20 protein-coding genes are annotated in these 20,912 nt (G+C 72.6%); 6 read left to right on the forward strand and 14 right to left on the reverse strand.

Going from position 1 to position 20,912, the window contains the following annotated elements:
- Positions 1-27: 27 nt before the first annotated feature.
- Positions 28-273 carry a Cif family virulence factor gene (locus AC07AB_RS21125; protein WP_478569101.1) on the forward strand — a complete coding sequence of 82 codons (246 nt, stop codon included), beginning with the start codon at positions 28-30 and terminating at the stop codon, positions 271-273.
- Positions 274-495 carry a hypothetical protein gene (locus AC07AB_RS21130; protein WP_478569103.1) on the forward strand — a complete coding sequence of 74 codons (222 nt, stop codon included), beginning with the start codon at positions 274-276 and terminating at the stop codon, positions 493-495.
- 318 nt (positions 496-813) lie between these two features.
- On the opposite strand, the gene AC07AB_RS21135 is transcribed toward AC07AB_RS21130, so the two are convergent.
- The 6 genes from AC07AB_RS21135 to AC07AB_RS21160 form a co-directional block, all read right to left on the reverse strand.
- Positions 814-2,514, reverse strand: a complete 1,701-nt coding sequence (locus AC07AB_RS21135) for a flavin monoamine oxidase family protein (protein ID WP_478569105.1) — start codon at positions 2,512-2,514, stop codon at positions 814-816.
- A gap of 53 nt (positions 2,515-2,567) precedes the next feature.
- Positions 2,568-3,368 (reverse strand): carbon-nitrogen hydrolase family protein, encoded by an 801-nt coding sequence (locus AC07AB_RS21140; protein ID WP_478569107.1) that lies wholly within the window; start codon positions 3,366-3,368, stop codon positions 2,568-2,570.
- 194 nt (positions 3,369-3,562) lie between these two features.
- Positions 3,563-4,012, reverse strand: coding sequence for an Lrp/AsnC family transcriptional regulator (locus AC07AB_RS21145; protein ID WP_478569109.1), 450 nt, complete (start codon positions 4,010-4,012; stop codon positions 3,563-3,565).
- A gap of 20 nt (positions 4,013-4,032) precedes the next feature.
- Complete coding sequence (locus AC07AB_RS21150) at positions 4,033-5,541, reverse strand: amino acid permease (protein ID WP_478569111.1); 1,509 nt, start codon at positions 5,539-5,541, stop codon at positions 4,033-4,035.
- A gap of 243 nt (positions 5,542-5,784) precedes the next feature.
- Positions 5,785-6,489, reverse strand: a complete 705-nt coding sequence (locus AC07AB_RS21155) for a class I SAM-dependent methyltransferase (protein ID WP_478569113.1) — start codon at positions 6,487-6,489, stop codon at positions 5,785-5,787.
- Positions 6,490-6,621: 132 nt separating this feature from the next.
- Positions 6,622-8,088 carry a GuaB1 family IMP dehydrogenase-related protein gene (locus AC07AB_RS21160; RefSeq protein WP_478569115.1) on the reverse strand — a complete coding sequence of 489 codons (1,467 nt, stop codon included), beginning with the start codon at positions 8,086-8,088 and terminating at the stop codon, positions 6,622-6,624.
- A 211-nt stretch (positions 8,089-8,299) separates the two neighbouring features.
- On the opposite strand from AC07AB_RS21160, the gene AC07AB_RS21165 reads away from it, so the two are divergent.
- The 3 genes from AC07AB_RS21165 to AC07AB_RS21175 are packed head-to-tail and all read left to right on the forward strand — an operon-like array spanning position 8,300 to position 10,112.
- On the forward strand, positions 8,300-8,965 hold the full coding sequence (locus AC07AB_RS21165; RefSeq protein ID WP_478569117.1) for a DUF6230 family protein: 666 nt from the start codon (positions 8,300-8,302) through the stop codon (positions 8,963-8,965).
- Positions 8,962-9,447 (forward strand): DUF6114 domain-containing protein, encoded by a 486-nt coding sequence (locus tag AC07AB_RS21170; RefSeq protein ID WP_478569119.1) that lies wholly within the window; start codon positions 8,962-8,964, stop codon positions 9,445-9,447. The genes AC07AB_RS21165 and AC07AB_RS21170 overlap by 4 nt, the downstream gene beginning before the upstream one ends.
- Positions 9,444-10,112 (forward strand): hypothetical protein, encoded by a 669-nt coding sequence (locus tag AC07AB_RS21175; protein WP_478569121.1) that lies wholly within the window; start codon positions 9,444-9,446, stop codon positions 10,110-10,112. Before AC07AB_RS21170 ends, AC07AB_RS21175 begins: the two co-directional genes overlap by 4 nt.
- Before the next feature lie 27 nt (positions 10,113-10,139).
- On the opposite strand, the gene AC07AB_RS21180 is transcribed toward AC07AB_RS21175, so the two are convergent.
- On the reverse strand, positions 10,140-11,096 hold the full coding sequence (locus AC07AB_RS21180) for a GDSL-type esterase/lipase family protein (RefSeq protein WP_478569123.1): 957 nt from the start codon (positions 11,094-11,096) through the stop codon (positions 10,140-10,142).
- Between the two features lie 317 nt (positions 11,097-11,413).
- On the opposite strand from AC07AB_RS21180, the gene AC07AB_RS21185 reads away from it, so the two are divergent.
- A complete protein-coding gene (locus AC07AB_RS21185; RefSeq protein ID WP_478569125.1) occupies positions 11,414-12,811 on the forward strand; it encodes a tetratricopeptide repeat protein in 1,398 nt (465 codons plus the stop codon).
- A gap of 180 nt (positions 12,812-12,991) precedes the next feature.
- On the opposite strand, the gene AC07AB_RS21190 is transcribed toward AC07AB_RS21185, so the two are convergent.
- The 7 genes from AC07AB_RS21190 to fmt form a co-directional block, all read right to left on the reverse strand.
- Positions 12,992-13,981, reverse strand: a complete 990-nt coding sequence (locus tag AC07AB_RS21190; protein WP_478569240.1) for a sugar-binding transcriptional regulator — start codon at positions 13,979-13,981, stop codon at positions 12,992-12,994.
- 162 nt (positions 13,982-14,143) lie between these two features.
- The gene (gene rpe / locus AC07AB_RS21195) at positions 14,144-14,839 is read right to left on the reverse strand and encodes a ribulose-phosphate 3-epimerase (protein ID WP_478569127.1); all 696 of its coding nucleotides are present in this window, start codon (positions 14,837-14,839) and stop codon (positions 14,144-14,146) included.
- Between the two features lie 234 nt (positions 14,840-15,073).
- Positions 15,074-15,766, reverse strand: coding sequence for a hypothetical protein (locus AC07AB_RS21200; RefSeq protein ID WP_478569129.1), 693 nt, complete (start codon positions 15,764-15,766; stop codon positions 15,074-15,076).
- Between the two features lie 39 nt (positions 15,767-15,805).
- Positions 15,806-16,936, reverse strand: coding sequence for a DNA polymerase III subunit beta family protein (locus AC07AB_RS21205; RefSeq protein WP_478569131.1), 1,131 nt, complete (start codon positions 16,934-16,936; stop codon positions 15,806-15,808).
- A 138-nt stretch (positions 16,937-17,074) separates the two neighbouring features.
- The gene (locus AC07AB_RS21210) at positions 17,075-17,881 is read right to left on the reverse strand and encodes a class I SAM-dependent methyltransferase (protein ID WP_478569133.1); all 807 of its coding nucleotides are present in this window, start codon (positions 17,879-17,881) and stop codon (positions 17,075-17,077) included.
- 343 nt (positions 17,882-18,224) lie between these two features.
- The gene (locus tag AC07AB_RS21215) at positions 18,225-19,691 is read right to left on the reverse strand and encodes an RsmB/NOP family class I SAM-dependent RNA methyltransferase (RefSeq protein ID WP_478569135.1); all 1,467 of its coding nucleotides are present in this window, start codon (positions 19,689-19,691) and stop codon (positions 18,225-18,227) included.
- Positions 19,692-19,743: 52 nt separating this feature from the next.
- On the reverse strand, positions 19,744-20,679 hold the full coding sequence (gene fmt, locus AC07AB_RS21220) for a methionyl-tRNA formyltransferase (RefSeq protein WP_478569137.1): 936 nt from the start codon (positions 20,677-20,679) through the stop codon (positions 19,744-19,746).
- Positions 20,680-20,912: the final 233 nt, after the last annotated feature.

Below are 20,912 nucleotides of genomic sequence, written 5' to 3' on the forward strand. Positions count from 1 at the left end.
CGCACACACCACGTACCAGGAGGAAAAGTGAACACCACCAGCGATATCCAGAAGCGTCGCGAAGAGACCGCCATCAACTACTTCCGTAGGGTGGGCGCCGGCAACCCTGAGGTCATCGACCTCTTCACTGAAGATGCTCATATGTTCTACCCGAAGTTCGGCATCGCTCGCGGGAAGGCGCAGATCGGAGCGTTCGCTCAGGGGCTCGGCCGGGGAATCGCGTCGCTGGAGCACGAGATCGAGGGCTTCACCGTGTTGTCGTCCGGGAACTAAGTGATTTTCGAGGGCGCGGAAAAGGGAACAACGACGTCAGGCGTGGACTTCCCCGACGGCGTTTCCTCCTTCGGGCTGTTCTGCAATGTGTTCGAGTTCGAGGGTTTCGAGGGTGCACTCATCAAGAGGATCCACATCTACGTGGACCCGGACTTCGCCAACACGCACGCCGAAGGTGTGGCTTGGGGCACGGCGGTGCAGGACAGCATCGCCGGCCTGTAGCCAGCAGCCCGCATCGTGATGTCGCCACTGGTACGGGCCACGTGGCGACGAGGTGTCGCAGTGCTCAGTCCTGTCGCCTCGGCGCCCAGCCGCGGGGTGGCGGAACGCCGGACGCCAAGCACCGGACGCAGGGTCGACGGCCTCCCCGTTTCACTTCGAGTGGCTGAGCCGGTCGACGCTCGCCGGCTCGCACAGTGAGCTTCTTGAGCCGGAACACCACCGCGGCCGCGTTCGCCCCGTGCATGGAGCGCACGTCGGCGGGCGATCGCACGCACCGGACGCCGCGCGCCGATCCGACCAGGGAGATGACACAGGCTCTCAGTCCTCGGGGAGTTCGACGGGCGCGATCTCCTCGAAGCGGTCGCCCGGGCCGGGGTTGGCCGGGTCCGTCGCGCCGCCGAAGTGGTGCATCACGCCCCACACCGCGTTGAGCGCGGTCTGCACGGCGCCCTCCGCCCAGCCCGCGGTCCAGGAGATGTCGTCGCCCGCGAGGAAGAGGCCGCGTTTGTCGTCGGCGAGGCCGTCCTGCATGAAGTGGGTGAACAGCCGCCGCTGGTAGCGGTAGTGGCCGGGGAGGTTGGCCTTGAAAGCGCCCATGAAATAGGGCTCGTTCTCCCAGGAGACGGTGACCGGGTTGCCGATGATGTGCTTGCGGATGTCGACCTTGGGATAGATCTCGCCGAGCGACTTGAGCATCACCTCCATACGCTCGTTCGCGGACAGCGGCAGCCACTTGAGGCTGTCGTCGCACCAGGTGTACGAGAGGCAGATGGTCGCGGGCCGGTCCGGGCCGTCGTCCAGCAGGTAGGTGCCGCGCGTCATCCGGTCGGTGAGCGTCATGCTCATCACGTCGCGCCCCGTCTCCTCGTCGGTGTCCCGCCAGAAGGGCCGGTCGACGGGGACGAAGAGCTTGGACGACTCCATGTAGTGGGTGCGCTCCACCGCCGTCCAGTGGTCGATGGGCAGCAGCGAATCATCGCAGGCGATCTTGGAGAGCAGCATCCAGGACTGCGCGGTGAAGACCGCCGCCCGGTAGGTGCGGATGTCGCCGGAGGCGTCGGTGACGGTGACGCGGTTGCCCGCCGTACGGTCCATCCGGGTCACGGCCGGGCGCGGATCGCCGCCGTGCAGCGAGGCGAGGGAGGTGCCGTGCGCCCAGTGCACGGCCTTGCCCGGCTCGCGCTCCCACAGCCGCAGCGGCAGTTGCTGGCTGCCGCCGACGATCCCCCGGTGGTCGTCGTCCGCGCCGGTGTAGACGACGCGCAGGATCTCCAGGATCGAGTTGGGGAAGTCCGTGTCCCAGCCGCCGGTGCCGAAGCCGACCTGGCCGAAGATCTCGCGGTGCCGGAAGGACTTGAAGGCCGGGGAGTCGCAGAGGAAGCCGTAGAAGGTCTGGTTGTCGAGCCGCTCTACGAGTTGCGCCCAGATCTCGCGGATGCGCGGGATGTCGCGCTCGCGGATGGCGTGCTGCATGTCGGAGAAGTCGGCGCCCTCCTCCAGGCAGGCGTTCCAGGCGTGCATCACGTGGTGGTAGACCTCGGGCAGGTCCTCGACGGTCTCCGCGTAGTGCGTCTCGCCCTTGAGGTCGACGACGGTGGAGGGGGTGTCGGGGGCCAGCGGGTTGGGGAACGGCTCGGTCCGCAGGCCGACCAGGTCGATGTAGTGCTGGAGCGCGGTGGAGCACGGCGGGAAGCGCATCGCGCCCATCTCGGCCGTCAGCGTCTCGTCGCAGCCCTCGAAGTTCTCGGTGCGCAGCCGGCCGCCGATCCGGTCCGCCTCGTACACGACGGGCCGCAGGCCCATCTTCATCAGTTCGTACGCGGTGACGATGCCGGAGAGCCCGCCGCCGATGACCGCGACCTCCGTGCCATGCTCGGTCGCGGGTATCTGGCCGAGGCCCGCCGGATGGGCGAGGTAGTCGTCGTAGGCGTAGGGGAAGTCCGGGCCGAACATGGTGATGGGCGGCAGGGCGGGCTTGGCCTGCTCGTCGTGGACGGCGGTGGGCACCGTGGACGTCATCGGCTGGACTCTCCTACTGGCAAAGGGGGGTGAGGGGCATCAAGAGAGGGTGCTCACACGAGCGAGGTGTACAGCCGCGGCCGACGGTCGGCGAGGTAGCTGTTCTCGGCGCGGGACGCCTTCAGGAACTGGGTGTCGACGTCGGCGAGGATCAGGTCCTCGGCCGCGCCGGCCCGCGCCCGTACGGTCCCGTCGGGCGCGGCGACGCAGCTCATCCCGGCGAAGTCGAACTCCCCCTCCGCACCGCAGCGGTTGGCGTAGGCGAGGTAGAGCTGGCTCTCCCAGGCGCGGGCCGGGATGACCGTCTGCGGGACGATCTCGTACGGGCGCATCAGCGCGGTCGGCGCGAGCAGCAGTTCGGTGCCGGCCAGCGCGTGGGCCCGTACGGTCTCGGGGAACTCGACGTCGTAGCAGATCAGCAGGCCCAGCCGGACGCCGTCGAGGTCGGCCTGGACCAGGACGTCGTCGCCGGGGGTGAAGCAGTCCGTCTCGAACGGGCCGAAGAGGTGGGTCTTGCGGTAGTTCGCCAGCCGCTCGCCGTCGGGGCCGATCAGCTGGACGGAGTTGTACAGGGAGGCGCCGTCCCGCTCCGGGTAGCCGTAGCCGACGGCCAGGCCGTGCTCGGCGGCGATGCGCGCGATGGCCTCGGCGCCCGGCCCCGAGGCGCTCTCGGCGAGCCGGTGGACGTCCTCGCCGAGCGCGTACCCGGTGAGGTACAGCTCGCTGGTGAGCAGCAGCCGGGCCCCCGAGTCGGCGGCCCGGCGGGCGGCGGCGACGAGGGCCGCGAGGCTGTCGGCGGTGGTCGCGGGGACGCCGCTGGGGCCTTGGTACAGCGCGATGCGCAGCGACGGCATGGGGCCTCTTCACCGGGTTCGGGGGCAGCGGGACCGGGGATCGAGGAGACGGTCGCCGGGACGTCTTGACGCTACGGTTCCCGCTCGTCGCCGGACAAGCGGCCTCCGTTGCGCGTCCGCGGAGGATTCGTTGCGTGTTGTACGGACCGGGCGGCGATTCATTGCGCCGCGCCCCGCGGGTGCGGTGAATCGCGTCAGGAGGGGGCGCCGGAGGTGAAGCGGCGCAGCAGCGGGGAGAGCACGAGGACGGACTTCGTGCGCTCCACGAACGGCTCGCCCGCGATCCGCTCCAGCACCCGTTCGAAGTGGCGCATGTCGGAGGCGAAGACCTGGACGATCGCGTCGGCCTCGCCGGTGACGGTGGAGGCGGACGCCACTTCGGGGTAGCGGGAGAGGCCGCGGTGGATCGATTCGGGCGAGGTGTTGCGGCGGCAGTACAGCTCGATGAACCCCTCGGTCTCCCAGCCGAGGGCCGCCGGGTCCACCCGGACGGTGAACCCGGTGATGGCGCCCTCGGCGCGCAGCCGGTCCACGCGGCGCTTGACGGCGGGCGCGGAGAGGCCGACCTCGGCGCCGATGTCGGCGAAGGAGCGGCGCGCGTCCTGGGCGAGGGCGTGGACGATGCGCTGGTCTAGCTCGTTCATCTGGCGCACGTGCGGACGGGTCACTTTTCTACGGGTGCCTGCGGGTCTTCCCGGGCGGGCCGGGCGTCGCGGGCCAGCCGCGAGCGGTGCACGCCGTACCCGAAGTAGATCACGAGGCCGACGGCCATCCATGCTGCGAAGACCGCCCACGTGATGGGGGACAGACTACCCATCATGTAGACGCACAGCACAAAACCGACGGCCGGGAAGAGCGGGGAGAGCGGCACCCGGAAGGTGCGGTGCATCTCGGGGCGGGTCCGGCGCAGCACGATGACGGCCACGTTGACCAGCGCGAACGCGAAGAGCGTGCCGATGCTGGTGGCGTCGGCCAGCTGGCCGAGCGGGATCGCGGCGGCCAGGACGCCGCAGAAGAGGGAGACGATGACGGTGTTGGCGCGGGGGACGCCGGTGCGCGCGTGGACCGTGCCGAAGATCTTCGGTACGAGCCCGTCGCGGGCCATCGCGAAGAGGATGCGGGTCTGGCCGTAGAGCACGGTCAGCACGACGCTGGCGATGGCGATGACCGCGCCGGCCGCGAGCAGCACGGCCCAGAAGCCCTGCCCGGTGACATCCTTCATGATCCCGGCGAGGGCGGCCTCGGAGCCCTTGAACTCCCGCCAGGGCATGGCCCCCACCGCGATGGCCGCGACCAGTACGTACAGGGCGGTGACGATCAGCAGCGACAGCATGATCGCGCGCGGCAGGTCGCGCTTGGCGTCCTTGGCCTCCTCGCCGGCGGTGGAGGCGGCGTCGAAGCCGATGTAGGAGAAGAAGAGGGTGGCTCCGGCGGCGCTGACGCCGCCGAGGCCGAGCGGCAGGAACGGCGCGTAGTTGCCTGCGCGGATGCCGGTGAAGGCGACGGCGCAGAAGAGCAGCAGCGCCACGATCTTCACGCCGACCATGATCGCGTTGGCGCGGGCGCTCTCGCGGGCGCCGCCGAGCAGGAAGGCCATGCACAGCCCCACCACGAGCAGCGCGGGCAGGTTGAAGACGCCGCCGCCGCCGGGCGGGCCGGCGAGCGCGGTGGGGATGGTGACGCCGATCGTGCCGTCGAGGAGTTCGTTGAGGTACTGGCCCCAGCCGACGGCGACGGCCGCGACGGAGACCCCGTACTCCAGGATCAGGCACCAGCCGCAGATCCAGGCGACCAGTTCGCCGAGGGTGGCGTAGGTGTACGAGTACGAGGAGCCTGAGACGGGGATGGTGCCCGCCAGTTCGGCGTAGGAGAGGGCGGAGAAGAGCGCGGTGACACCGGCCAGGACGAAGGAGATCATCACGGCCGGCCCGGCCTTGGGCACCGCCTCGCCGAGTACGACGAAGATGCCGGTGCCCAGCGTCGCCCCGATGCTGATCATCGTGAGCTGCCACATGCCCAGGGAGCGCCGCAGCGAGCCGCCCTCCCCCTGTCCGCTCTCGGCGACCAGCAGCTCGACGGGCTTGCGCCGCATGACGCGGCCGAGGGGGCCGGCGGGCGGCCGCGGGGGCCGCCCGGGGTCCGCGGCCGGGGGCGCTGCGCCGTGCTCCAACACTGGGGTGGCTCCTTTATCGCTGCCGGTCGGGCGGCGACCGGCGGCGGGCCCGGGCGGGGGCGCGCGGAAGGCGCGTGCAACCCGTAGCCGAGGGACCGCCGAGCAGGCGGTCCCCGCCACTCCACGTACAGCGCACGACCCTACGAGCTGGGTGCGTACGCCCGTAATGCATCATTCTTGCGCACCGGCGCACGATCGTTGCGCAGGGGGCGGTCCCATGGGGAAACGTTGCTCCTCACGTCATCAACCGGCACATTGCGGCACCGCCCGCAGCCAGGTCCGGTCGTCGGTGAGATAGGCGTCCACCCGGAGCCCGGCCTCGGCGAGGGCGGCCTCGACGGCCGCCTCGTCCAGGTCGTGCGAGGTGTGCGTCTGGCTCCACCGGCGCCCCTCGACGTCGTACTCCATGCGTACGGTCGTACGGCCCGCCCCGAGCGGCTCGACGGCGGCGACCTTGATCCGCAGCGCGCCGCGCCGCCACTCGCGCGGCACCGCCGCGGGGTCGTTCCACCCCGCGCCCTCGCGCTGGATCAGCACACAGCCGTCGTCCTTCACATGGCGCCGGCAGGTGCTCAGCAGTCCGGCGCGGAGCGCGGGTCCGGCGGTGTTGACGAGGTAGGAGGCGAGCATCACCGCGTCGAAGCGCTCGCCGAGGTCGAGCCCCTCGATCGCGGCGCGCACGGTGCGCGCGCCGCGGATCCCGGCCAGCATCTCGGGTGACTCGTCGACCGCGACCACCTCGAAGCCGAGCTCCAGCAGGGCGTGCGTCACCCGGCCCGCGCCCGCGCCCAGTTCGAGGAGGGTGGCGGCTCCGGCCCGTAACGCGCCGGCGACGATGTGCTGCTCCCCGTCGGGCCCCATCCGGGCGTACATCTCGACGGCGCAGCCGTCCGGGGTGATCGTTCCTGGTCCCGCTCCCGAGTTTCCCGCGCGTGTCTGTTCGCTCATACGGCACAGCACAGCACGGGCCGGGGCTCTGGAAACAGATACGGGCAGGGGCGAATCCCGGCACGGCGCACGGAGACGGGCCGGGCCGCCGCGGAGATCGCGGCGGCCCGGCCCGTACGGGATCCGGTGCTCTCAGCTCCAGCTGGCGTGCAGCGGCTTGCCCTCGGCGTAGCCCGCGGCGCTCTGGACGCCGACGACGGCCCGCTCCTGGAACTCCGCCAGGGAGTCCGCGCCCGCGTACGTGCAGGAGCTGCGCACGCCCGCGATGATCGAGTCGATCAGGTCCTCGACGCCGGGCCGGACCGGGTCCAGGAACATCCGCGAGGTGGAGATGCCCTCCTCGAAGAGGCTCTTGCGGGCCCGGTCGTACGCGGACTCCTCGCTGGTGCGGTTGCGCACGGCGCGCGCGGAGGCCATGCCGAAGCTCTCCTTGTACAGCCGGCCGTCGGCGGCCTGCTGGAGGTCGCCCGGCGACTCGTACGTACCGGCGAACCAGGAGCCGATCATGACATTCGAGGCGCCGGCGGCCAGCGCCATGGCGACGTCGCGCGGGTGCCGCACACCGCCGTCCGCCCAGACGTGCTTGCCGTACTCGCGCGCCTCGGTGGCGCACTCCAGCACGGCGGAGAACTGCGGGCGGCCCACGCCCGTCATCATCCGGGTGGTGCACATGGCGCCGGGGCCCACGCCCACCTTGATGATGTCCGCGCCGGCCTCGATGAGGTCGCGCACGCCCTCGGCGGAGACGATGTTGCCCGCGGCGATCGGCACCTGCGGGTCGAGCGCCCGCACCGCCCTGACCGCGCTGATCATCGAGTCCTGGTGGCCGTGCGCGGTGTCCACCACGATGGTGTCCGCGCCGGCCGCGAGCAGCGCCTTGGCCTTGCCCGCCACATCGCCGTTGATGCCGACGGCGGCGGCTATGCGCAGCTTGCCGTCGGCGTCGAGGGCCGGGGTGTAGAGCGTGGCGCGCAGCGCGCCCTTGCGGGTGAGGATGCCGGCGAGCCGGCCGTCCGCGTCGACGGCGGGCGCGAGCTTGCGGTGCCCGGCGTCGAGCCGGTTGAACGCCTCGCGCGGGTCTATGTCCGCGTCGAGGAGGAGCAGCTCCCGGGACATGACCTCGGAGACCTGGGTGAAGCGGTCCACGCCGGTCAGGTCGGTCTCGGTGACCACGCCGACCGGCTTGTGGTCGCCGTCCACGACGACGCCCGCGCCGTGCGCCCGCTTCGAGAGCAGGGCCAGCGCGTCGGCGACGGTCTGGGCGGGCGAGAGCACGATCGGGGTGTCCAGCACGTGATGGCGCGTCTTGACCCAGCCGATGACCTCGGTGACGACGTCGAGCGGGATGTCCTGCGGAATCACCACGAGCCCGCCGCGGCGGGCGACCGTCTCCGCCATCCGGCGGCCCGCGATGGCGGTCATATTGGCGACCACGAGCGGAATGGTCGTGCCGGTCCCGTCCGGCGCGGACAGGTCCACGCCCTGCCGGGAACCGACCGCGGAATGGCGCGGCACCATGAAGACATCGTCGTACGTCAGGTCGTACGGCACGGAAGAACTGCTCTCCACGGCACCGGTCCGCGGATTGAGGAATCGCATACCACCAGGGTACGTGCCCACTTCCCGCTCAATACGATCGTCCGATTGCGGGAAGCGCCGGTTGTAGGAACACCTGACGATCCGGTGGCACCGCCGACGTTTATGGGCCCGATCGGCTGGAGAAGGCGCCAAAACTTCCCGCCCACGTGTCCTACGGCCCCGCGTGAGGGTTATCGCCACTGCCATGGCCATAACGACGGTGGAGGAATGCATGACCTCTCAAGAGCCCGGCGGAGCGGCGGCCGGGAGCGGAGCCGTGCCCGGGGGCCAGGCGGCGGCCGACGGCACGCCCCGGGCCCGTACGGACTGGCGGCGCCTCGCCCTGGCCGCGCCGCTGGCCCTGGCGCTCGCCGCGGGCAGCGTCTGGGCGACGACCGCCTCGGCGGTCCCGGTCACCTTCGCCGTGTCGGGCAGCACGTTCCAGGTCGCCGCCGACCACCTGGCCGGCAAGGACGCCGTGCAATTCGCCTCCTTCGCCTCGGACGCCGCCGGCGAGCGCCGCCCCGTCGCGGTGGCCGGCATCCGCAGCGCGCGCATCTCCCACCTGTGCCAGTCGTCCGTCGCGCACACCCCGTTCGGCAGCGTGACGCTGACCATCACGTCGGGCGAGGACCGCCCCGTCGAAGCCGAGAACCTGGTCATCGACCTCAAGCGGCTGGACGGCGATCTGCGGTTCGGCCGGGTGCAGATGGGCCGGGACGCCGGGACGCTGGACGCCGTCGAGGGGGTGCGGGGCGCCCGGGGCAGTTACGGACAGCAGGCCCGCACCCTGGACATCGACCGGATGCGACTGCGCGCGTGGTCGCTCACCGCGGGCACCTTCGGCCTCAAGGACGCCAGCATGTCCATCAGCCCGGGTGATCATTCGTGTCTGTGAACGTGCCTGTGAACGCGTCCGCGGACGCGTCCGTGAACGCGTCCGTGAACGCCTCCTCCCCAGCCGCGGCCGGACCCGCGCGCCGCGGGCGCCGACTGCGGGAACGCCCGCTCTGCGCCCCCGCGCTGATGGCCGCGGCCGGCGTGGAACTCGCGTACTTCCCGCTGCGCCGCCCCGAACTGCTCGGTCTGCAGGGGATCGGCGGGACCTCCGCCGTGCTCATCGCCTGCGCCCTCGTCGGGTGCGCCGTCCTCCTGCTGCTGCGGCCCCGGCTGGCGCCGGTCTGCGGCGCGGCGGCCATCGTGCTGGGCCTGGTGTCCTGCCCGATGGCCAACCTCGGGGGCTTCCTCGTCGGCATGGTGCTGGCCGTGCTGGGCGGGGCGTTCGCGACGGCCTGGCGGTCCGTGCCCGCACCCGTGCCCGCGTCCGCACCCGTGCCCGCGTCCGCACCCGTGCCCGACGAGCCCGCGCCGGCGCGGTGACCGGCGCGGCGACTCGCTGGACGGCCCTCGCGGTCCTGATCCAGACCTCACTGGCGACGGCCTCCCCCGCCTGGCCGGCCACTCCCCCGCCGAGCGCCCGCGCCCCCGCCCCCTCGCCGAAACCGCGCGCCGTCGCCGCCCCGGCGGCCCCCGCCCGGCCCGCGCCGGACGGCGGACGCTGCCGCCGCGCCGCGCCGCTCCGCACCGCGGCGCCCGAGCAGGCCCGCGAGGCCGCGTCCGCGCTGGCCGACTGCCTGACCGGGGGCCGCCGCCCGGCCGACGCGGCGCGCGGCGGACCGGTCTCGCTCACGGCCCGGACCATGACGGTGACCGGCCTGCTGTGCCCGCTCCTGCCCATCGCCCACGGCGTGTGCCGGGCCGCCTCCGTCGTCCTGGACGACCCTCTGGTGTCCTACGGCGGCGATCACGAACTGTGCACCTCGGCAAGGCGGTTGACGGTCCGCGGCACGGTACGGCTGCGCGCCGAATGGCTCACCGGCCGCGTCTTCGGCCTGCTCCCCGTGGCCTTCTCCACCCGCGTCCTGCCCCCGGTCCCCGTGCCGTACGTACAGCTGACCGGCGTCCACGCCCTCGGCATCGCCCTGAGCGCCGACGACATCCGCGGCGACCGCGTGACCATGGGCACCGGCGGCGAGTGCGGCTGACGGCGGCCGGGGCGGCGGCCGCCGGGGTCAGGGGCTCTGCGGCAGGGGGAAGTCCGTCAGGCGCACGACCGCCCGCCCGGGGCGACTCGGCGCGCACTGCAGCCCGGGGATGATGACCGCCGCCGCCGCGGCGGTCCGGAGGGGCACTTCGCGGCCGTACGGCCAGGGCGCCCCGGGGCTCATCGGACCGTCGGCCGACCGGCGGGGTTCGGGCATGGCCCGGTGCTCCGGAGACCGTGGCCGCCCGGGCTCGGCGGCGAGGCGCGCGGTGGCCTGGACGGCGGGGACCAGACGCCGCAGGTGCAGCGCGTACCCCTGCGCCGAGGGGTGCAGGCCGTCGGCGCACAGCAGCCCGTCGCCGAGGTCGAGATGGTGGTCGAACAGCGAGACCGACTGGGCCCCGCAGCGCAGCGCGGCATGGGTCTGGGCGCGGGCCAGACGGCGGCTGCGGCGGGCCGTGAACGATCGGGCCCAGCGCCGCACGGCGGGCTGCTGACGGACGTACGGGCAGGTCGCGATCGTCACGGACCAGCCCGCGTCGGTGAGCCGCCGCAGTTCGGCCTCCAGGTGGCGCGCGGCGGTCCGGGTCCGTACGGGCGCCAGTACGTCGGTGGTGCCGATGGCGACGACGGCGACGCCGGGGTGGGCGAGCATCATCCGGTCCACCTGGCGGCCCAGGGAGCCGCTGAGCGCCCCGAAGCGGGCCAGCACCCGTAGTTCGACGCGGCGCTCGGCGGCCTTCGACAGCGCGGTGGCCAGGACCGATCCGACGGTCTCGGGCCGGCGCTCGACGCCGATGGACAGCGCGGCCGAGTCGCCGAGCAGTACGAGCCGCAGCGGCTCGCCCGGATCGCCGCCGTACGTGCCGGAGCAGGCGACCTCGGACTGCCGGCCGGGCTCCTCGCCACGCGCGAGCACCGCCACCGCCCAGAGCCTCGACAGCGCCTTCCTGATGGGCCGCCGGCGGGCGGACCGGGGGGTCATGTGAACTCCAGGAACACTAGTGGATTCATCATCGGTCCGAATTCATGATGAGAAGTGGCATGGACCAAGAACTACCCGCAATCGTCAATCCATGAGACCGAACCACACACCATCATGTGTTGAAAGTGTTGAAAGCCCGGTGCGGCGGAATATGGCTCAGCGCACGGTCCAATGCGCCCTTTCACGCCCGGTCACAGCTGTGAGATGAATGAGGAGAGCTGCCCCGCCGCCATGGCCGGACCACACGTGCGCATCGCCTTCGGCCCGCCGCCCGGCAGTCGGCCCGTAATGATGATTCGCGATATTCCGGAGGCATGATGGCCGAGCGACGGTGCCCGAACGAGCGATTGCGCGCGTTGCTGCGCGAGGCTGGATGGACCCATGAGGCATTCGCCCGAGCGGTCAACTCGGTCGGCTCGGAGATCGGATTGAGCCTCGCGTACGACCGCAGCTCCGTCTCGCACTGGCTGGCGGGCACCCGGCCGAACGCGCCCGTGCCGCAACTGATCGTCGAGGCGCTCACGCGCAGGACGGGACGGGCGATGACGGCGAGCGCGGCGGGGTTCGAGGAGACGCCGCCCCAACCACCGCCGTCACCCCGGCACCCCCAGGAGGCGCCGGCCGCCCGGCGGTCCGGGACCGTCGGCGCCTTGGCCGTACTGAGCCGGCAGGACACGGACCCCGTGACGAGGGCTCCGCTGCTGCTGCGCCCCTTTCGGGCGGCGGCCTCGCATGTGCCGGTCTGGGTCGAGCCGGCGGAAGCCCCGGCGGATCCGCTGTCCGCCGAGCGCATGCGCGTCGGGCAGTGCGAGATCACCGTGCTGCGCGGCGCGGTGCGCTTCTTCGCCTCCTCGATGGACGCGCACGGCGGCGCGCACGCCCGGGTGGCGCTGGCCGCCTGCATCGCGGACACGGCCGTGCCCTGGCTGCGCGCGCCGGGGCCGCAGGACGTGCGCGACGCATTGCGCACCGAGACCGCCCGACTGGCGTTCGTCCTGGCCCGGATGCACTCCGACATGTCGGGGCACGGCCTGGCGCAGCGGTATCTGCGCCTCGCCATGGAGCTGGCCAACCAGACCCGGGACCGGGTCACTTGGGCCGTGTCGCTGCGCGCGATAGGCGCTCAGTCCCTGACCCTGGGGCACCACCGGACCGCGCTGCACTGCGCGGATTCGGCGGTGGAGGCACTGCCCGCGCACGCCCCGCACGCGGTACGGGCCTTCGCCCTGGCGCAATTGGCGCTGACCCGCGCGGCCACCGGCGAGAAGCACGCGGCGCTGACCGCTCTCGCGGCCGCCGAACGGTCCGGGGAGCGCTCCTGGGAACACTCCGGCGACCGGCCGCCGGAGGACGCCGGTCCCTTCGTGCACTACCCGCCCGCGGCGCTGGCGTTCCAGACCGCCGAGACGCTGCACCGCCTGGGGCAGCGCGCGGCGGCGTCCCGCGCGTTGGAGCAATCGTTGCGCCACCGCGCCTCCGAGGACCGCCGGGGCCGCGCGCTGACCCTGGCCCGGCAGGCGGAAATCCTTCTGGAGATGGGCCAGTTGGAGGAGGCTTGCGCCACCTGGCGGGAGTTCCTGCGGGTCGGCGACGGGCTGCGCTCCCACACGGTGGGCAGCGCCGTCCAGTCCATGCGCGCCGGCCTCACGCCTTACCGCGGCCACCCGGCCCTCCACGGCCTGCTACCGGGGGGCCCGCGCGCCGCCGCTCGGTGACGGGCGCGGGGCTGGGGTGGGTGGGGCTTGGCCGGGCTGGGGATCGGCTGGGCCGGACGCGTGCGGCCGAGGTACGTACGCCCCAAGGCACGTACGCCCCGCCGCACTTCGGGAGTCCGTGCGTCCGGAACGCGTACGCCCGAGGCTCGGCGTACGTCCGAGGCGTCCGCGCGCGGAGCGTTACGCGCCGTCCGGGTCCGCGCGGTCCAGCGCGGGACGCGGGCCGGGCCCGGTCTCCAACAGCAGGTAGTCGGCGGCGGCGGTGTCCGTGACCAGGCTGGTCACCAGCCCGGAGCGGAGCACTGCCCCGATGGCGGCGGCCTTGCGCGACCCGCCGGCGATGGCGACGACCTCCGGTATCCGCCGCAGCCGGTCGGCCTCGACGGTGATGCAGCGCTCCCCCAGGTCCCGGCCGACCCGGCGCCCGTCCGCGTCGAAGAGGTGCGCGGACATCTCCGCGGCGACGCCGAAGGAGGCGTAGTGCGCCCGCTCCTCGGGGGAGAGCATGTCGTACACGGTGGAGATGCCGGGCTCCCAGGAGCCGATGGAGACGGCGGCGACCGTGACCTTGTCGAAGTACTCGAAGGCGCGGGCGATGCCGGTCTGGCCGCGCAGCGCGGCGGCGGTGGCCGAGTCGGGCAGCAGCATCGGCGCGTAGATGGGGTGGGCCTCGCCGCCGGAGACCTGGGCGGCCCGCCGGACGGCCTCGACGGAGCCGCGCTCGGCGGTCCCCGCGTCGTACACGCCGGTGAGCTGGACGACCGTGCACGGCGGCAGGCGGTGCAGGGCCGCGGCCATGTGGATGGTGGAGCGGCCCCAGGCGAGGCCGAGCACATCGCCCTCGGCGACGAGTTCGCCCAGCAGGTCGGCCGCCACCTCGCCGAGGTTCTCCGGGTCGGCCGCGTCGTCGCCGGCGTCGGCCGGGGACTCCACGACCACGGCGTGGCGCAGGCCGTAACGGGCCCGGAGCGCGTCGGAGCGCTCCGCGTCGAGCTCTGCGGGCACCCTGATCTCGATCCGCACGAGGTCGTGTTCGAGCGCTGTCTCCAGGACGCGCGCGACCTTGAAGCGGCTGACGCCGAACTCCTCGGCGATCTGGATCTTGGACTTGCCCTCAAGGTAGAAGCGGCGGGCCATGGCCGCCGCCTGAACCAGCTCGGCGGGTCCCATCCGCGTGGCTGAACGGCCCGTCGACACCGCGGTCTCCTTACTTAGTTCAAGACGTGATTCAAGCTGGCACGTAGTGGGTCCGACGCGCGGACACCACCGTCATCCTGTCAGACGCGGCTCGCGCCGCTCAGGCCCTGACCTTCGAGTTCACTTCCCGGTGGCTCAGTGCCCGCACGACCAGCCCGCCTGACCGGTGCTCTCTTCCGCCATCGAACGAAGGGAGCGTACGGCTGTCGCCGGGTCCGCCGCGCCGAAGACGGCGGAACCCGCGACGAAGACATCGGCGCCGGCCTCGGCGCACCGCTCGATGGTGGTGGCCGACACCCCGCCGTCGACCTGGAGCCACAGCTCCAGTCCGTGCTTGGCGATCAGCTGCCGGGTGCGGCGGATCTTGGGCAGCATGATGTCGAGGAACGCCTGGCCGCCGAAGCCGGGCTCGACGGTCATGATCAGCAGCATGTCCAGCTCGGGCAGCAGGTCCTCGTACGGCTCAATGGGCGTGGCGGGCTTGAGCGCCATGGAGGCGCGCGCCCCCTTGGCCCGGATCTCGCGGGCGAGCCGTACGGGCGCGGCGGCGGCCTCCGCGTGGAAGGTGACGGAACCGGCCCCGGCCTCGACGTACGCGGGCGCCCAGCGGTCCGGCTCCTCGATCATCAGATGGCAGTCCAGCGGGGCGTCCGCGGCGCGGCTCAGCGACTCGACGACCGGCACGCCGAGCGTGAGGTTCGGGACGAAGTGGTTGTCCATGACGTCCACGTGGAGCCAGTCGGCGCCGCCGGGGCCTCCTACGCGACTCGCCTCGTCGGCGAGTCGGGAGAAGTCCGCGGACAGGATGCTGGGGTTGATCTGCACGGCCATGCCCCAAGCCTGCCATGCCCGCGGCGCGCCCCCGACTCCGGAGGCACGCATTCTGCGACCGAGCCGCACATAACGCCCCGGGATTCGGCGCCGGGGAACCGGGTAGGTGCGCGATCGGCAGCGCACGGGCCCGTACGCCTCCGCCGTACCGCCAGCACTGTCAGCCTCACTGTGCGGGCCGCCTCTCCGTACGCCTCCTCCCCGAGCACCGCGGCCTCCTCTGATGCGCGCACGTCACAAGGCGGCGGGAGCCACCGGCGCGACAGGCGCACGGAGGGAGGCGATGACCGCACCGAGCGATTCCCGCTCCGCGTCGGGCAGCCGCCGGCCCGCGTGGAGCATGCCGAGCGCGGTCAGCAGCCGAGCGCGGTCGTCGTCCGTACCGAGGTCGCCCACGAAAGCGGGCAGCACCAGGGCCAGCGACGTGAGATCCGCGCGGGCGCACAACTCGGTCAGCAGGCCCCGCAGCCGCCCGTCACGCCCGTCCTCGCCGCCCGTCGCCCGCAGCCCTTCGGCGGCGGCGTAGCGGCTCCAGTCGTCGTACGGCCCCGGGGGCGCGTCCACCAGCCGCCGGGCGGCCCGCTGGAAGTGCTCGTGCGCGCTGCCGCGGTCCCCGAGTTCGTGGTGCGCCCGCGCCATGTTCAGGTGCAGCGACGGGAAGAAGCCGCTCACCCGCTCGTCGTCCACCAGCTCCGCCCGGCGCAGGCACTCCGCGTTCCAGCTCAGCGTCGCCCGCGCGGTGGACTGGTGCCGCGCCACGTAGTGGGCCGCGACGCACGCCTCGTAGTCGTCGGTGGCCGTCTCCCAGGCGCGGGCGAACAGCCGCCGCGCGTCGGCGTCGGCGCCGCGGGCCTCGGCCTCCATGCCCTCGACGCAGAGCCGCACGACGGGATTTCCGGGGTCCATCATGGTCTTCATCTCCTCCATCACTTCCTCTGCCGCTTCTTCTGCCGCTTCCTCTGCCGCTCAAAAACCGTCGTGGACCGGCATGACCAGAGTGGTGAAACTGCCCTGGTCCGCGGAGCGGACGACGACCGGCTCGGTGGCGGAGGCGATCTCCAGCAGGACGTCGGGGCCGACGCTCGCCTCCAGCGCCGACAGCAGCACAGAGGGGTCGAAGGCGAGGGTCTGCGGCGGCCCCGTGCACACGGCAGGCAGGGCCGTCGGTGTGGAGTCGCCCTGGATCAGGGCGAGTTCCCGATCCCGCGCGCGGACGCGCACCACGCCCTCGCCGTACCGGCCGCCGAGGGCCGACCGCAGCGCGCTCCGGTCGGTGATCACCCGGGTCCGTACGGGTGCGAGGGCGTCGAGCATCGTGCGGTACGAAGGGAATGTGCCGTCGGCCCCCGGCAGGGAACGCCGGGAATCGTCGTCGGCGCGCAGCACGGCCCGCCCGCCGTCGACTTCGATACGGACGTCCGTGCCGCTCAGGGCCCAGCCGCCGACGTCCGCCAGCAGGCCGGCGTCCACGAGCGCCCGGCCGGGCCCGCCCGCCATCGAGCGCCCCGGCAGGACGCGGACGGCGAGGCGGTAGCGGTCGGTGGCCACCAGCCGTACCTCGTGGCCGTCGAGTTCGATCAGTACGTTGCCGAGCACCGGGAACTCCTCACGGGCCGCGTCGCGCGCGACGGCCGGAGCCACCTGCCGCAACGCGCTCGCGAGTTCAGGCCCGCCGACGACGGCCGCCGCGCGCCCGCCGCCGCCCGGCAACGCGTGCAGGATCTCCTCGACCGCCGCGCGCGTCGCCTCGGCCAGGTCCCGGGTCCGCAGCAGATGGCCGTGCAGCACGCGGCGGGCCTCCTCGGGCTCCCCGTCGAGCACCGCCGCCGCCTCGGCCAGCGGCAGCCCGGCCGCGCGCAGCCTGCGCAGCGCGACGGCCCGAGGCTGCTGGGCACGGGCGTAGTAGCGGTATCCGGTGGCCTCGTCCACCCGGGCGGGGCGCAGCACATCGCAGTCGTCGTAGAACCGCAGCGCGCTGGGGGCAAGCCCCACGCAGCGGGCGAAGGCGCCGATGCTCAGCAGGGCGCCGTCCTCATCGTCCAAGGGCGTGATGGCGTGGGTGAATGCGATGGCGCTGATCGATGCGATGTCGTCCATGGGTGCGATGGTGGGCGTTCAACCGGCTCGAAGGTCAACTCGCGCATCGACTCGACGGACCCGAACCCGCGGTGCGAGACCCGCGGGCCCGCATTCGGGATGTCATGCCCCCTGGCGCCGGCCCGGGTCGGAAAAGGCTCACCGCCTCCGCGTGGCTATCAGTGCCTCAACGTGGATGACCTGTCCGAAGCGGCCATTCGGATTGGAGTCTTCCAACGCTGCTCGGAGGTCTCGTTCGAAGGCGTCTTTCCGGTCTCCGAGCCGAGCGGGAGTGAAAGAGGAGTGCGAGAACTGGAGCCCGATGAGTTCGTCGAGAGTGTGGTCGACGCGGTACGTCCAACTCTCGGCCGTGACACAAGGGAAAGGAGAGCGGAGAAGGATTTCATGGTGCGGCTCTTCCTGCTCCGGATAGGTGCCGTCGTCTTTGCTGCCGGAGGGGAGGAGATACCGGTCCCGCACACCGGCGACGACACGGGCCCACTCCGTCTCGGGCGGTTTCATGGCGGCGATGACCACGCCGCCCTGGCGGCTGATGAGCGAGTCGAGGTCGGCGAGGACCTGGTCGCGGGACATCCAGTGAAACGATCTGCCCATGACGCAGAGGTCAAGAGGAGGCAGGTTCAGCACACGCAATCCGGAGGAATCTCCTAGCCGCCACTGAATATTGCCGACGTTCTGAAGCCCGGCGATCATCTCGCCTTGTTCGAGCATGCCTGGTTCCGGGTCCACGGCGATTACTTGCTCGACCAATCTGGACAGCGGCAGGGCGATGACGCCCGGCCCGCACCCGAGGTCGAGAGCTGTCCGGGCTCCGTTCAGCTCGAACTTTTCACTGATCGAGTCGTACAGTTCCCGCGGGTACAGCGGTTGGTATCGGGCGTAATACGGCGCCGCTGAGGCGAAAATCCCACTCGGCGCGGAAGGCGTAGAAGACGTAGAAGGCATGGAAATCCTCAACAGCTCTGCTGTCAGGGGCGGAAAAGATCAGGCCACGGGCGAGCCGTGTGACTCTGTCCCCCAGAGGCACGCACTGTGGGCATCTGAGAGCGGACGAGTGCCGGTTTAGGGCGGCCCGCCTTTACGTCATCGTGTTCACACAATGTGCGGGCCGCAACCGCACGGGCGCCAACCTGCTGAAGGCGGCGCCCGGACCGCCGCGTCCTGGTGCCTGGCCTGGTCCGAATAGAAGAAGCACTCGCCACAGAACAGGCCGAGGCCCCACGGCCCGGGGCTCCTCCTTCGACAAGAAGGGGACGCGCGAAGGCGAGCCTGGCGAGGCCCGCCCCGCTCAGGCCGTGCGGCGCAGCAGGGCCAGATACATCGCGTCCGTACCGTGCAGATGCGGCCACAGCTGTACGTCCGGGCCGTCCCCGAGCGCCGGGATGCCCGGCATCAGGGGGCGCGCGTCGATCAACTCGGCGCTCGGCGCCGGGCCGCCGCGCCCCTTGAGCACATCGTCGACCACGGCACGGGTCTCGGCGAGGTGCGGCGAGCAGGTCGCGTAGCCGACGACGCCGCCGACGCGCACCGACCGCAGCGCCTCGCGCAGCAGCCCGCGCTGGAGCGGGCCGAAGCCGTCCAGGTCCTCGGGCCGCCGCCGCCAACGGGCTTCGGGGCGGCGGCGCAGCGCGCCGAGGCCGGTGCACGGCACGTCGACCAGGACTCGGTCGAAGACGCCCTCGCGCCAGGGCGGGCGGGTGCCGTCCGCCGCGATGACCTGGTACGGGCCGGGGTTGCCGGCCAGCGTCCGTTCGACGAGGCGGGCGCGGTGCGGCTGCTTCTCGGAGGCGAGCAGCGCCGCTCCGCGCTCGGCGGCGAGCGCCGCGAGCAGTGCGGCCTTGCCGCCGGGGCCCGCGCAACCGTCGAGCCACCGCTGGTCGGGGCCGTCCAGCGGGGCGTTCGCCAGGGCGATCGCGACCAGTTGGCTGCCTTCGTCCTGCACGCCGGCCCGGCCTTCGCGGACCGATTCCAGCGCGCCGGGCTCGCCGCCCTCGGCGAGCCGCACGGCATACGGCGACCAGCGGCCGAGCAGCCCCGAGTCCTCGCCCAGCTCGTCCATCAGGTCGTCGACGGTGGCGCGCCCGGGGCGGGCCACGAGCGTCACCTCGGGGCGTTCGTTGTCCGCTTCGAGGAGGTCCTCGATGCCGGCCCGGCCGCCGCCGAGAGCGTCCCACAGGGCGGAGACGACCCAGCGCGGGTGGGAGTGGACGACCGCCAAGTGGTCCTCGGCGTTCGCGTCGTAGGGCGGTGCGACCTTCTCCAGCCAGCCGTCGAGGTCATCGGCGGCGATCTTGCGGAGCACCGCGTTGACGAACTTCGCACGCCCGTCGCCGAGGACGACCCGGGCCAGTTCCACAGTCGCCGAGACCGCCGCGTGGCTGGGGATGCGGGTCCCGAGCAGCTGGTGCGCGCCCAGGCCCAGCACGTCGAGGACCGGCGGGTCCACCTCGCGCAGCGGCCGGTCCACGCAGGCCGCGATGATCGCGTCGTACGTGCCCTGGCGGCGCAGCGTCCCGTACACCAGCTCGGTGGCCAGCGCCGCGTCCCGCGCGTCGAAGGTCGTGCCGTCCTTGCCCGCGGCGGCCTTGTCGCGGGCCTTGCGCAGCAGCGGGGGCAGCACCAGGTTTGCGTAGGCGTCCCGCTCGTCCACGGCGCGCAGCACCTCGAAGGCGAGGATCCGCACGGGGTCCTTCTTGGGACGGCGGTGGGGCTTCGCGGGCTTGGCGGGCCGGCGGCGGGGGGCCTGATCGTTCACGAAATGTGCTCCGGAGCTGGGATGACGAGGGATTCAGGCTACGCCCCGCGCCCTACTCGGCGCCGAGCCGCTCACCCGCGGCGATCCGGACGCCCCGCGCCCAGTCCGCGGCCTTCATCGGCTTCTTGCCCTGGGGCTGCACCCACAGCAGCTCGACGGCGTGCGAGCCGGTCCCGGCGTACACGGCGTTCTTGGCGACGGACAGTTCGCCGGGCGCCAGGTCGACGCGGTCCGGGCACAGGGCCACGGACATCAGCTTGAGCCGCTCGCCGCGGAAGAGGGTCCACGCTCCGGGGGCGGGGGCGCAGCCGCGCACCACCCGGTCGACGCGGAGCGCGGGCGCGGTCCAGTCGGCCTCGGCGTCCTCGACGTTGATCTTCGGCGCGAGGGTGACGCCCTCGACGGGCTGGGGCACGGCTTCCAGGGTGTTGTCCTCGATGCCGTCCATGGTGGCCAGGAGCAGTCCGGACCCGGCGAAGGCCAGCCGCGTCAGCAGGTCGCCGCTGGTGTCGGTGGGGCGGACCTCCTCGGTGAGCACCCCGAAGACCGGTCCGGAGTCGAGCCCCTGCTCGATCAGGAACGTCGACGCGCCCGTGACCTCGTCCCCGGCCAGCACCGCGTGCTGTACGGGGGCGGCGCCGCGCCATGCGGGCAGCAGCGAGAAGTGCAGATTGACCCAGCCGTGGGCGGGGATCTCCAGCGCGGCCTTGGGCAGGAGCGCGCCGTAGGCGACGACGGGGCAGCAGTCGGGGGCGATCTCCCGCAGCCGGGCGAGGAAGTCCTCGTCACGCGGCTTGGCGGGCTTGAGCACCTCGATGCCCTCCTCCTCAGCGCGCTGGGCGACGGGGCTGGCGACCAGCTTGCGGCCGCGCCCGGCGGGGGCGTCGGGCCGGGTGACGACGGCGACGACCTCATGCCGGTCCGACGCGAGCAGCGCGTCGAGGGCGGGCACTGCGACCTCGGGGGTACCGGCGAAGACGAGCCTCATGGGTGACGATCTACCTCTCAACGCGCCGAGCGGAACGGCGGACCAGTCTAGGGCCTGTCCGGCGGGCCGAGTTCGGACAGGCCGGGGCGGAGCCTGGGGGGAGGCCGGGGCTCCGGCCGTAGGGGGCGTACGGGGCAATTCGCGCCCCGCCGCGCAGGCCGTACGCCCCCTCACCGTGACCCACGGGGCACGTTTCGCGTTGAGGTCAAGAGAGATTGACCGGAACGGGCCGC

It is taken from the genome of Streptomyces sp. NPDC044033, assembly GCF_056434425.1.